At 68.1% G+C, this 12,275-nt stretch carries 13 protein-coding genes; 4 read left to right on the forward strand and 9 right to left on the reverse strand.

Translation table 11 applies throughout. From position 1 onward, the window contains the following. Positions 1–304 precede the first annotated feature (304 nt). Both ACFWPH_RS26815 and ACFWPH_RS26820 read left to right on the forward strand, forming a co-directional pair. Positions 305–1,291 carry a cytochrome c oxidase subunit II gene (locus ACFWPH_RS26815; protein WP_378755082.1) on the forward strand — a complete coding sequence of 329 codons (987 nt, stop codon included), beginning with the start codon at positions 305–307 and terminating at the stop codon, positions 1,289–1,291. A gap of 13 nt (positions 1,292–1,304) precedes the next feature. Then, positions 1,305–1,721 carry a cytochrome c oxidase subunit 4 gene (locus ACFWPH_RS26820; protein WP_378754890.1) on the forward strand — a complete coding sequence of 139 codons (417 nt, stop codon included), beginning with the start codon at positions 1,305–1,307 and terminating at the stop codon, positions 1,719–1,721. A 217-nt stretch (positions 1,722–1,938) separates the two neighbouring features. Here the strand turns inward: ACFWPH_RS26820 and ACFWPH_RS26825 are convergent, their stop codons facing one another. Together ACFWPH_RS26825 and ACFWPH_RS26830 are read right to left on the reverse strand one after the other, a co-directional pair. Next, positions 1,939–3,216 (reverse strand): FAD-binding oxidoreductase, encoded by a 1,278-nt coding sequence (locus ACFWPH_RS26825; RefSeq protein WP_378754891.1) that lies wholly within the window; start codon positions 3,214–3,216, stop codon positions 1,939–1,941. 276 nt (positions 3,217–3,492) lie between these two features. Continuing rightward, entirely contained in the window at positions 3,493–4,257 is a 765-nt protein-coding gene (locus ACFWPH_RS26830) for a sporulation protein (RefSeq protein WP_378754892.1), read from the reverse strand. A gap of 168 nt (positions 4,258–4,425) precedes the next feature. On the opposite strand from ACFWPH_RS26830, the gene ACFWPH_RS26835 reads away from it, so the two are divergent. Both ACFWPH_RS26835 and ACFWPH_RS26840 read left to right on the forward strand, forming a co-directional pair. Next, entirely contained in the window at positions 4,426–5,739 is a 1,314-nt protein-coding gene (locus ACFWPH_RS26835; protein WP_378754894.1) for a hypothetical protein, read from the forward strand. Further along, positions 5,736–6,620, forward strand: a complete 885-nt coding sequence (locus tag ACFWPH_RS26840) for an EamA family transporter (protein ID WP_378754895.1) — start codon at positions 5,736–5,738, stop codon at positions 6,618–6,620. The genes ACFWPH_RS26835 and ACFWPH_RS26840 overlap by 4 nt, the downstream gene beginning before the upstream one ends. Here the strand turns inward: ACFWPH_RS26840 and ACFWPH_RS26845 are convergent. The 7 genes from ACFWPH_RS26845 to ACFWPH_RS26875 form a co-directional block, all read right to left on the reverse strand. Further along, positions 6,529–7,254, reverse strand: coding sequence for a phosphoribosylanthranilate isomerase (locus tag ACFWPH_RS26845; RefSeq protein WP_378754896.1), 726 nt, complete (start codon positions 7,252–7,254; stop codon positions 6,529–6,531). The genes ACFWPH_RS26840 and ACFWPH_RS26845 overlap by 92 nt on opposite strands. 21 nt (positions 7,255–7,275) lie before the next feature. Further along, on the reverse strand, positions 7,276–8,001 hold the full coding sequence (locus tag ACFWPH_RS26850) for a lysophospholipid acyltransferase family protein (RefSeq protein WP_378755083.1): 726 nt from the start codon (positions 7,999–8,001) through the stop codon (positions 7,276–7,278). Between the two features lie 329 nt (positions 8,002–8,330). Continuing rightward, positions 8,331–9,305 (reverse strand): ROK family protein, encoded by a 975-nt coding sequence (locus tag ACFWPH_RS26855; RefSeq protein WP_378754897.1) that lies wholly within the window; start codon positions 9,303–9,305, stop codon positions 8,331–8,333. Beyond that, positions 9,302–9,823 (reverse strand): hypothetical protein, encoded by a 522-nt coding sequence (locus ACFWPH_RS26860; protein WP_378754899.1) that lies wholly within the window; start codon positions 9,821–9,823, stop codon positions 9,302–9,304. Before ACFWPH_RS26860 ends, ACFWPH_RS26855 begins: the two co-directional genes overlap by 4 nt. Beyond that, positions 9,820–11,163, reverse strand: coding sequence for an ArsA family ATPase (locus ACFWPH_RS26865; RefSeq protein ID WP_378754900.1), 1,344 nt, complete (start codon positions 11,161–11,163; stop codon positions 9,820–9,822). The genes ACFWPH_RS26860 and ACFWPH_RS26865 overlap by 4 nt, the downstream gene beginning before the upstream one ends. A gap of 80 nt (positions 11,164–11,243) precedes the next feature. Then, positions 11,244–11,681, reverse strand: coding sequence for an SRPBCC family protein (locus tag ACFWPH_RS26870; RefSeq protein WP_280459953.1), 438 nt, complete (start codon positions 11,679–11,681; stop codon positions 11,244–11,246). A 42-nt stretch (positions 11,682–11,723) separates the two neighbouring features. After that, a complete protein-coding gene (locus ACFWPH_RS26875) occupies positions 11,724–12,101 on the reverse strand; it encodes a polyketide cyclase / dehydrase and lipid transport (RefSeq protein ID WP_068038953.1) in 378 nt (125 codons plus the stop codon). Positions 12,102–12,275: the final 174 nt, after the last annotated feature.

Consider the following 12,275-nt stretch of genomic DNA (forward strand, 5'->3'; position numbering starts at 1 on the left):
CGCGCGGAGTGTCGAAGCCGACCCGACGGCGTACCGGGCGCGTGTTTGGTCTACGCTGCGTAGTACTCGGACTGTTCCGGGTGGTGCCGCGTGGTGCGCGGAGCCCCTGGAAGGCCCGATGAGCTGTTTGTCTGTATCACCGGAGGCGTCCCGCCACCGTGGATGCGATGTCGGAATGTGTGGCGACCAGGAAGGCGTGAGCGTGGCGCACAAGGCGAGCGACGAGATCGGGGCACGGCCTGCCCGGCGGCGGGGTAGTGTCCTGCGGCGGGCCGGACTGGCGGTATCCCTCGGGATCACCGCGATGCTCGTCTCCGGCTGCTCGATCGACAATGTGTGGTTGCGGTTCGGCTGGCCCTCGGGTGTCACCCCGCAGGCGCACCGGATGCGGGAACTGTGGACGTGGTCGGTCGTGGCCGCCCTGATCATGGGCGTGCTGGTCTGGGGTCTGACCTTCTGGACCATCATTTTCCACCGCAAGAAGAAGAACTCGCCGGAGTTCCCGCGGCAGACCGGCTACAACGTGCCGCTCGAACTCAGCTACACGGCGATCCCCTTCGTCATCATCGCGGTGCTGTTCTACTTCACCGTGGTCGTGCAGAACTACGTGCACGAGAAGGTCGACAACCCCGATGTGGTCGTCGACGTGACCGCTTTCCAGTGGAACTGGAAGTTCGGTTACCGCGAGGTCGACCTGAAGAACGGCTTCACCTACAACGGTGTCGACACCGTGCGTGAGGACGCCAACCAGGAGCAACTGCAGGAATACGCCGAGCGGACCAACGAGGACGGCCATGAGCAGCCGGGCCCGGTGCACGGCCGCCCGGAGAACGACATCCTGTCGTTCCTGCACTACAACAAGATCGAAACGGTCGGTACCAGCACCGAGGTGCCCATCCTGGTGCTGCCCACCGGCAAGGTGATCGAGTTCCAGCTCGCCGCCGCCGACGTGATCCACGCGTTCTGGGTTCCGGAGTTCCTGTTCAAGCGGGACGTGATGCCGAACCCGAAGGAGAACAACTCCGACAACGTCTTCCAGATCAGCGAGATCGACCGTGAAGGCGCGTTCGTGGGCCGTTGCGCGGAGATGTGCGGCACCTTCCACTCGATGATGAACTTCGAGGTCCGGGCGGTGACTCCGGAGAAGTTCCAGAGCTACATCCAGGCCCGGGAATCCGGTATGACCAACGCCGCGGCGCTGGAATCCATCGGCGAATCGCCGGTGGCCACCTCCACGCAGCCGTTCAACACCGATCGCACGGTCAAAACCGATACCACCGAGAGCAAGTGAGGACTGATCTCCGATGAGGATCGAAGCACGATTGTTCGAACTGCTCACGGTGTTCTTCATCATCGTGGGTGTCATCTACGGCTTCTTCACCGCGCAATCGCGCACCGGTATCGAATGGGCCGGCACCACGGCGATCGTCCTGACCGCCGGCCTGTCGCTGATCATCGGCACCTACTTCCGTTTCGTGGCCCGCCGCCTCGACCTGCGGCCCGAGGACTACGAGGACGCGGAAATCGTGGACGGCGCGGGCGACCTCGGGTTCTTCTCGCCCGGTAGCCCCTGGCCGATCCTGCTCGCCGGCGCCGCCTCGGTCACCGCCCTGGGCTTCGCCTTCTTCGAGCCCTGGCTGCTCGGCCTCGGTGTGATCCTGATCCTGGTAGCCGCCGGCGGTCTGGTCTTCGAGTACTACCTCGGCCCCGAGAAGCACTGAGTTCAAGCGCCGGCAACCGGCGCAAGAGCGAAAAACCCCGCTGCCCGAATGGACAGCGGGGTTTTCGCGTTCGGGCGCTTACGCCTGCGGGAGGCCGGACGCTCCGGACTGTCGGTACCCCGCCGCCGAGCCGGGCCGGTCTGCGGCCGACAAAACCTTGCCGGACCGTTCACCTTCCCTGGGTGGGGCCCGCGCCGCCGGAAATCTCCCGAGAACGTCAATCCACCGATTCGTACCTGATGCTGTTCTCCGACCGGCAGATCTCGTCGATACCGGTCACGATATCCCGCAGCTGCTCCGAGGGCAGGGAGTGCGGTCGCAGCCGGCAGGTGAAAGTGATCAGCCCGTGGTCGGCCGCAGGCAGGCTGTGGGCCGAGGATTCGGCGCGCAGATAGTCCGACCGCACCCCGTAGGTCATGGCGGAGATGACGGTGAAGCAGCCGGTCCGTTCCCGGTGCCCGCTGAACAGGTCGTGCAGGCGGTAGAAGACCGACGTGTAGTTCGACAGGGGGGCGAAAACCCCGACCCGGTAGGCGGGCCCGCGTTCCGACGAGCTGATCACCGTATCGGCGAGGTATTCGGCATCCCGCAGTGTCAGCACCTTGGGGGTGAACATCACCGCGCCCGCCGCCGCGTTGCGGACCGGCATACCGGCCTTACCGCTGCTGGCCGAGGCGATGGCGCCGAGCGATTTGCGGGCCCGGCTGCCGACCTCGCGGCGGGCGCGCAGGGAACGGGTGGGGGCGGTGGGGTAGAGGCTCGACCACTGGCCGAATCGGACCGTGCCCAGCTGCACCTGTCCGGCGCCCACCGGGCGGGTCACCTTGAGCGGCGCCGTATCCACCCAGCGGCCTACCTGCAGGACGGCGTCGCGGGGGGTGGCGACCTCGCTGTAGGCGTAGTCGAGGAAACTGTCGAAATCCAGGAAGCGGTGCGAATCGGCGGACAGCCAGGTGTTGTCCTTGTCGACCTCGACCGCGTCGAGGGTGAGTGCGGTGATGATGCCCGCCCGGCCGCCCGCACCGAGGATGCGATGGAAACGTTCGGTGTGATGGGTGCGCCCGCAGGTCCCGATCCGGCCGTCGGTATCCACGTACTCCAGGTCCACGATCCGGTCGATGAACAACCCGTACCGGTGGGACGCGGTGCTGACGCCGCCGACCGAGGCGAAACCGCCGGCGGTGATATCGCGGTGATCACCGACGACCGGTAGGCCCAGTCCGTGCGCGGCCAGGCGGCGGTCGATATCGGACAGCCGGGCTCCTGCCTGGACCCGAACGGTGCGGCGGCCGAGGTTGAGATCGACGATGGCGTTCATCCGACGCAGCGAGACCACGGCCTGTTGATCCGGCAGGGTGAGGCCGTCGGTGGCGGGATCGCCGCCGTGAACGGTGAGCGGCCTGGCGTGATTCCGGGAATTCCGCACGGTGCGAACGACATCCGCGGTGTCGCGAGGCAGGTACTCGGCGGGGGAAACGATGTGCGGCGTGCTCATGGCACGAAAGCTAACCACAGCGCGGCGGCCGCGGCGATATCGAATCACAGATCTGCTCCCGCCTGCCTGTCGAATGGACCGTGACCTGTGGGTTTACCCCGCTCTCGACCGGGGCGGGGGAAGACCGCGGACGGTGCCGGGCCATTCGTGCGATGTCCAGGGGGATTTCGCTGCCCGGACCGGCCGTGCGAGGTGAGTCTCCCGCGCCCGGGTCGACGGTAGGTGAACGTCTACCGCCGACCCGGACAACTCCGGTGTACCGGCGTGGCGAATCCGTCAGCGGGCCAGCAGATGCAATCGCTGCCCGATCACCTCGACCCAGTTCACCTGCTCGAAGGTCGCGAAATCAACTCGGATCGCGTCCTGTACGTCGCGGCCCGGTGCGAACATCATGGCGCGTTTGTCGGCTTCCAGGACGACATACATGCCCTGCGGGTCGGCGAGGAAGGTCACCTCGAGCTGGTTCAGGCCCGGAAAGCGCGGTGAGGGGCCGAATTCGATTTCCTGGAAGAACGGCAGCCGCTGCGGGATCCGGTCCACGCGGCCCGCCTCGACATCGGCGTGCCGGAGCCCGAATCCCCAGGACTCGACGGCCGCGAGCAGCACATGCTGTGGCGGGAGGGCACCGATACCGAGGGGATCGGTATCGGCGGCGTCGAATCCGCCGTCCACATCGACCCGGGTGCGGACCGCCACCGCGGTCCCGTGCAAATGCCGGCCGTTGTAGAAGGTGATCGGCGTTTCCCACGGCGCGAGCAGTTCGAACCGGCCCTCGAGCGGATGCCCGGGATGCAGTTCGAACGGGCCGAATACGGGATGCTGTGCGAACGCCATATCGATCAGCTGTTCCCGGTCGTCGTATTCGCGTTCGGCCCGCGTGATCAGCTCCACCGAGACTCCGTTGATCCGCACCGGCCGGTCCTGGCAGCGCATCCGGATCACCCCCTGTACCGGCTGCCCCGGCTGTACGCCCGGTGTGAAGAGTTCCGTCTCCACCTCCGTGGAGTTGGTGCCGAGCGCGCCCAGCAGAGTTTTGAACATCCGATTCGTCTCCCTTCGCCCCCGCCCGCGAATCCGTTCCTCGCCCCGGGGCTGTCGAATCAACAGCGTAGATCGGATCGCCTGTTCGTGTCGGAGGGTGCCGGTAGGGTTGTCATCGGCCTTGGGCTCCTGGGGAATCCGGCCTCGATGGGGTGGGATGGAGGTTCCGTGTCGAATATCGAGCAACGAATCGACTGGGCGGTCGAATGGCTGCACCGCAGCCAGGCCAGCGTCCGTAACGGAGGCGCCGGCTGGGGTTGGCTGTCCGATGTGCTGCCCAATCCACAGAACACCGCGGAGGTCGTGGTGGCGCTGACAGCGGCCCGTCGGCCGATACCGCGGCTGGACGAAGTGCGCACGCTGGTGCGCCGCGATGTCGTGGATACCGACAGCGGGGAATGGGTTTTCCGGTCGCCGATCGATCTGTCGTGGCGGTTGCGGGCACTGGGGTGCCTGGGGGTACCGCCCACCGATCCCGCGGTCGAGCAGTGCCTGCGGGAGCTGTACGCCGCCCGCGATACCGGTACCCGGGGATGGCGGTTGTCCGAAACTGTGGGACCCATTTCGCTCACGGCCACCACGGCCGCCCTGCACGCGCTGGCAGGTCTGGCCGATACCGACGAAACCGCGGCCGAGGCGCTGCTGCAAGGCACCTCGCTGGTGGTCTCGATGATGCTCGACGACGATCCCCGCGCCCAGCCCATCTATGCGTGCGCACATGTCGCGCGGCTGCTCGCCCGGCCGGAAATCGCGGCGGTAGGCGGGAAACGGGTCGAGAAGGTCCGCGAGCTCACCGTGCGGCGCATGCTGTACGCCCTGCGGGACGGTACGGCGGGCGCCGAGGAAGAATCCTTCCGGGAAGGCCTGATGGCCTCCACCTGGCGTCATCTCGGTCTGCACCTCGCTGTCGGCGCCGTGGTCACCGCCGACGAACGCGCCGTCTTCGATCCGGGCGTGCGTCGTGGCCTGGTGGAATTGCTGGAATTACAGGAGACACAGGAGCGATCGGCCGTCTGTGGCGGATTCCGTACCTCCTCCGGCGGATTCATCACCTCGTTCGCGACCGTGCAGGGTCTCGAGGCGATGCTCGCGGTCCAGCGGGTGGTGAACGAACGGGTCAACCCGGCGGTGATCTTCGACCTGATCTGCCGGGAACAGGGCGCACACCCGCGGGACGCGCAGCAGGTCGTCGGGCACCGAGGCCGCACGGTGCTGATGAACAGTTACGCCGGCGGGCTCACGCTGGCCGCCGCGGCGCCCGCCGGGCTCACGATCGCCCTGCTGGCCGTATTCTTCGCGCCGGACCTCGGAGTGGTCGCGAGCCGCGCACTGGTCGTCTGGGGCACGTTCTTCATCGCACTCGGCACCTACACCGGGATCGCGACCCGGTTGCCCTCGGTACCGAAAGGGCGGACGGCGGCCGCGGTGTTCGCGGCCTACACCGCGGTCATCCTGCCCGTCGTAACCTTCCTGCTCTCGTGAGGGTCTCCTGGCGCGGTCCGGCACTGCTCGGCGTGGCCACGAGCCTGTGGGGCCTGTCGAGCGCGGGTATCGCCGCCGTGGGCGCCCCGGGAATCGCGGCGGCCCCTGTCGCCGCCGGCGGGGCCGTGGCGCTGCTGGGGTTCGCGGTGGCCCGCGGCGCACATCCGTGGCGGGAACTGCGGAACGCGCCGGGGCTGTTCCTGCGGCTCGGGGTGCTCGAGGTGCTGAACCTGGTGTCGTATGTCGCCGCGCTGCATATCGGACCGCTACCGGTGGTGGTCGCACTCCATCTCACCTCGCCGGTGCTGCTGATCATCGTCCGGATCGTCCGGGGCCGGCGGGCGATCACCCTGGTGCTGGTAGCGGAACTGGTGGCGATCGGCGCGGCGATCTGGCTGGTCGCCGGGTACCGGCCGGCGGATACCGCCCTCGGGCCGGCCCTGGTGGGCTGCGCACTGGCACTGATCAGCGCGGGTTGTGTGGCCGGGTTGATCACGCTGGTGGTCCGGGAGTCGCGGAGCCGGGCCGGTGTATCGGCGGCGGGGTTGCAGCTACTGGCCGCGGCGGTACTGGCCGCCCCACTGCTCGGTGTGGCGATGCTCTTCGGCGAAGGACCCACGGCAGGGCAGGCGGCCGCGCTCGCGGTGCTCGGTGCGCTACTGCTCGGGCCCGGTTTCGCCTGCTACTGGCTGGCGCTGCGGGAACTCGACGAGGTCACCACAGGATTGATCGGGCTCAACGAGGCCGTGGTGGCGACCCTCGCCGGCGCGGTCCTGGTGGGCTCCGAGATCACCGTGGCGACCCTGATGGCTGGAGTCCTCGTCCTCGGGGCCGTGGGACTGGAACTGGGTAGCCCGGCTCGTGCTCGTGCGCCGTCTTGACGAATGCGGCGCAGGCGGCGAAGTCCTTATCACCGGTCTCGGTCTCCACACCGCTGTTCACATCCACCCCGAACGGGCGTACCGCCTCGATCGCCTCGTCCACATTGTCGGCGGTCAAACCGCCGGCGAGGATCACCGGCCGGCCGATCAGCGCCAGTTCGCGCACGATCCGGGCGCTGACCGCCCAATCGTGGGTGCGGCCGGTACCGCCGAGCCGGTCGGTGGTGCGGGAGTCGAGCAGAACGGCATCGCAGTCCGCGGCGACGTCCAGAGCACGGGCCACGGCATCGGCCCCGGTGACATGGACCGCGCGAACGATCGTCCGGCCGCGCGCCGCGGCGTGCACCGCCCGCAGTGTGGGCGTATCGACCAGGCCGTGCACCTGGATGGTGTCGGCACCGATCCGGTCGGCCAGTTCGAGGATGGCGTGCGCGTCCTCGAGATGAGTGACCAGCACCCGGTTCACGAACGACGGCGTGGACTCCGACAGCCAGGCCGCGGCCTCCGCTGTCAGCGCATCCTCGCTGAAGTGGGTGGTTCCGGAAATGAATCCGACGGCATCCGCGCCGGCGCTCACTGCCGTCTCCAGATCGGCCGCCGACCGGATTCCGCAAACCTTCGCGCGAACCGTCACCCGTTCATCGTACGCGGCAGGTCAGCTAGCGGCGGATTCCGGAATCCGCGGCGTATGCGAGAGCGGACCGGAAGGTACGTTCTTCTTCAGGCTGGCGGCGTACACATCGACGTATTCCTGACCGGACATCCGCATCAGCTCGTACATGACCTCATCGGTCACCGCACGCTCCACGAACCGGTTACCGGCCATCCCCTCGTACCGGGAGAAATCGATCGGCTTCCCGAATTTCACGGTCACCTTGCGGCGGCGCCACCGGAACGGTCCGGGCGGGCTCACCTCGTCGGTGCCGATCACCGCCACGGGGATCACCGGAACCCCGGTGGTCAGCGCGACCCGGGCCATACCCGTTTTGCCCTTGTACAGCCGGCCGTCGGGGGAGCGGGTGCCCTCCGGATACAAGCCGACAAGGCGGCCCTCGTCGAGCAGCTTGCGGGCGGCGTTGAGCGCATCCTGAGCCGCATCGGCCCCGCTGCGATCGATCGGATACTGGCCGGAAGCGCTGAAGAAGAACTTCTGGAACCGCCCCTTGAGACCCGGGGTATGGAAGTACTCGGCTTTGGCCAGATAGCTGATCCGGCGCGGGCTCTTCAGCGGCGCGAAAAGCCAATCCGCGATGGACAGATGATTTCCCGCCATGATGGCCGCACCGTCGGCCGGGATGTTCTCCACACCTTCCACCTCGGGCCGGTTATAGAGATGGATGAACGGACCCACCAGCACGAACTTGAGCAGCCAGTAGAACATGACGTCCTTACTCCGGGAATCGGGATGGAAATGTGAAGAGCCTCGGGTGCCGACTCTACCGCCGGTCACAGAACTCCTCCAAGCCCAGTCATGTTAATTCTCTGTCTGTGGCGTCGTGTTCGGTGTCTCTGGTGGACCACTCGTGAAGGGGCGGGCTGGAATTTTGGAGCCGCTCCGCGGCTCGAGGGTGGGGCCCTTACGGGCCCGGTTCTTCACTCCTGCGCTCCTCCGCTTCGCTCCCCCGCTCCGTCGCTCCAGAACCGGGCGGGCCCCACCCATGGGGATCGGGGGGCCTTGGAGGGGGTGGGGTGTGGCAATGGAGGAGGGGGTCAGCGGCCGGCGATCAGGGCGGTGCGGGCGAGTTCGGCGGCGCCGATCATTCCGGCTGCTTCGCCCAGTTGGGTGGTGCGGATGCGAGCGAGGGGGCGGTGGCCGTGGCCGGTTACCGAGGCCGCATATTCCTCGCGGGCTTCGTCGAGAAACAGTGGCGCCGAACTGCTCACTCCGCCGGCGACGACGACCAGGTCCGGGTCGAAGATATCGCCGACAAATGCCAGGCCCAGGCCGAGCCAGCGGGCGAAATCGGCCATCACCCGCAGGGCCAGCGGGTCGCCGTCCTGGGCGGCGCCGGCCACCCGCCGGCCGGTGAGCGCGCCGGGGTCGGCGATCACCTCTTTCGCCAGCAGCGAGGGCGTGGGATCGGTGGCCACCAGTTCGATCGCGGATTCGGCCAATGCCGTTCCGCTGCAATACCGCTCCCAGCATCCCCGTTTCCCGCAGCCACAATCGCGGCCGCCGGGCACGACCTGCAGATGCCCGAGTTCCGGTGCGACACCGTGGGTACCGCGATACAGCACGCCGTCGATCAGTAGCGCGGCGCCGATCCCGGTGCCGATGGCCACCAGAACGACATTGTGTCCGCCCGCCGCGGCGCCGAACCGGTATTCGGCCCACATCGCGGCGTTGGCGTCGTGCTCCAGCAGGACGGGCAGGCCGAGGCGGTCGGTGAGGCGTTTCGCCACCGGCGCGTCACGCCAGGGCAGATGCGGGGCGAACCGGACCGCGCTGCGATCGGCCGAAACGAACCCGGCCACGGCCAGGCCGACCGCGTCGATATCGTGCCGGTCGCCGAGTTCGCGAACCGCGCGTCCGAGCGCGCCTTCCAGTGCCGGGGCCGAATGCGGGGTCGGACACTGCACTGTATCGAGCACCTCGCCGGTCCCGTCGACCACCGAGGCACGAATATTGGTCCCCCCGATATCGACACCCACGGTCAGTGGAGCGCCCGGAGCGGAAGTGCTCATGGCTTGACGGTTACGGGTATACCGACATACCGGGACCTTCCGGAAGCGGCCGCGCGGGCGGTCGGCTCGGCCGGGGCGCCGGCCTCCGGGTGGCCGTCCCGGGCGTCCGCCGCGGCTGCGGATTCGGCAGCCGGTGGGTGCACGCCCGAATCGGTCGCCATACCGTCCGCGTGCTGGTGGCCGGTTCCGGAACGACCGTGTGCGGCCGCGGATCCCGGACCGTGACCATGCGGCATCACCGGATCGACCGGCTCCCCCGCGAGCGCTTCCCGCAGAATGGTGACGATCGCCGTACCGTGTGCCGCGACGGTCGCCAGTACTTCGTGCTGTTCCCCGCGGACCAGTGCAGCCGCCGCACATAGCGGGCACCAGGTGCAATTGCCCCATTCCGGTTTGTCGTCCGCGGCCGCGTCACGCAGCACCGGTTCGACCCGTTCCAGGACGGCCTCCGCGAGCAGCCGCAGTTCCTCGGCGAACTCGGCGATCCCCTCCGGCTGCCGGTAATCGGTGCCGGTCATCGCGGCCACTCCTGCGGGTCGGGCCGGAAACGGACCACCAGGTATCCGTTGTCCAGTTCGGCGGTGCTGACGGTGCAGCGGCGCAATACCGGCGCCAGGCGCAACCGCCGGCGCACGCCGTCGGCTCCCACGATCAAATCGTCCTCCACTCGTCCCAGGCGCAGCGTGCCCGGATCCGCTACCGGTAGCTGGATACGCAGCGCATATACCGAATGCAAACCCGCCCCCGATTCCAACCGGACGGCGGGGACCGCGGCCTCGGCGGCCGCCGCCGAACCCGCATCGTCGCGCATCGCCGCGTCGCTGTCACGCCGAACGGCCCCGGCGTGGCCGGTATCGCTCCCGGGCCCGCCCCCGCCGGCAGGCACGCGTTCGCCGGAGCTGCCCGCGAACACGAGGTCGCCGGCGTCCTGCGCCGGAACCACACAGGCCAGTCCCGCGAGCGGCCCGATACCCACCGGTTCCGCACCGGTATGGCCGGCCACCAGAATCGGGATTTCCGGCATCGACCGGCGCAGACCGGCGATCACATCCCACTGTTCGGCGTAGCGATGCGAATACCAGCGCACCGCGGGATGCTGCGGTTCCGGCCCCGCCGGCGGAACCTCGGGCAGCACCTTGTTCACCACCACCGCCCGCAGGCGTAGCCCGAGCAACGCCGACGCCGACCGCACCCGCGCCGATTCCGCGATCGCCATCCGTTCGGCCAGCGTGATCAGCCGGGCACTCGTGCGCTCGGAATCGGCGAGCAGATCGCGGACCTCGGAGACGGCCGCGACGATCCGCTGCATCGTCGCCGCCAGAACCGCGCGCCGCAGATCGGTGCCGATCGCGCTCATCATCCGCTGATGCGAGGGCCAGATCCGGTCCAGGTAGCCGAGCAGAGTTTCCGGCGCGGTGAGGATGCGCAGCATATCGGCGGTGGGCGGGCAATCCAGAACGATCACATCCCAGTCGCCATCGGCGGCATACTGGGTGATCTCCACCAGCATCAGCAGCTCCTGGACACCGGGTAGCCCGGTGAGCTCCGCCGGATCCAGCGCGCCCAGATCGAGCCCGTGGTCGTGGCCGGGATCCGCCGCCAGTACATCGGCGACCTCTCGGAAACGGTCCTCCAGCAATGCCAGCGAATCCAGTTCGATCACATCCAGACCGGGAACGACCCGGATGATTCCCGGCACCGCACCGGGATCGTGCGCGAACCGGAAACCCAATGCGTCCCCGAGGGAATGCGCCTGGTCCAACGAGGCCACCAGAACCCGCTGCCCCTCCCGCGCATAACCCATGGCCTGCGCGCAGGCCAGCGTCGTCTTACCGACACCGCCCTTGCCGACGAACAATTCGACCCGCGTCCGCGCGCGCCGGGTGGAGCCCGGCGCACCGTCGGGGCGGGCCTGCGCTCCGGAGCTGCGCGGCCCGGTCAGCCTTCGACCCGTTTCTTCAGTTCCTTGAGCGCGGTATCGGTGATCACCTTCTCCGCCTTGCGTTTGAACATACCGATCATCGGAATGGTCAGATCCACGGTCAGTTCGTAGCGCACCTCGGTGCCGCCGTCCGGCTGCTCGACGAGTTCGTAACGGCCGTCCTGTGCCTTCTGCAATTCACCGCTCACCAGCGTCCAGCTCACCGCCAGATCATCGGGACGCCAGGTATAGGACAGCACGTAGGTGTCCTTGACGACACCGGCGTCCAGCACGAAACGGGCGGTGCGCGCGCGACCGCCGGGTCCGGTTTCGAGCACCTCCACCGATTTGGCCGCCGATACCCATTCCGGGTAGGACGCCAGATCGGCGATAACGGACATCACCTGCGGGGCGGGCGCCGCGATGACGATCGATCTCTGGGTCCGGTCGGCCATAGGTTCTCAGTGGTTCCTTTCGGCGGTGCGGTATGGAATTCGTCAGTTCCCGGGTGCAACCCCGGCCGGCCGATCGCCCTCGAGCCGATCCTTGAGTTCGAACGACATCACCTTGCCCGCGACCCGCCGCTCCCGGTTGGCGGCGGCGAGCTTACGCGGCGGCAGCTGCCGCTGTGGTTCGGCGTGCAGGAAGTAATGCAGGATCACCCCGTCCAGCGAGGGCTCCAGCCAAACCTCCATGGTGCCGGTCAACGCCCCCTGCACCGACCAGCGAATACCCTTGTCGCCCCGATCCTCCCGGACATCGAGTTCGAGATCGGGCCACCAGCGCCGCCACTTGCCCGGAGCGGACAACGCGGCGGCCACCGCGGCGCCCGGCGCGGCGAGAAATGTCTGGTCGGCGACCTGGATACTGCTCACCCGGCTGAGCGTAGTAGATGCTGAAACATGCGGCGCCTGCGGCGCCGGGGGTTTTGGCCCCCCTTGGTCCCTGCTGTCAGCGCTCGAGGCTCGCGGCTGCGCCGCATTGCCTCGAGCGCTGACAGCAGGGACGGGCCAAAACCTTTGAGGGCCTCGTAAGACTCGGCACCACCG

This window comes from Nocardia sp. NPDC058499 (genome assembly GCF_042719915.1).
Lineage (GTDB): Bacteria > Actinomycetota > Actinomycetes > Mycobacteriales > Mycobacteriaceae > Nocardia.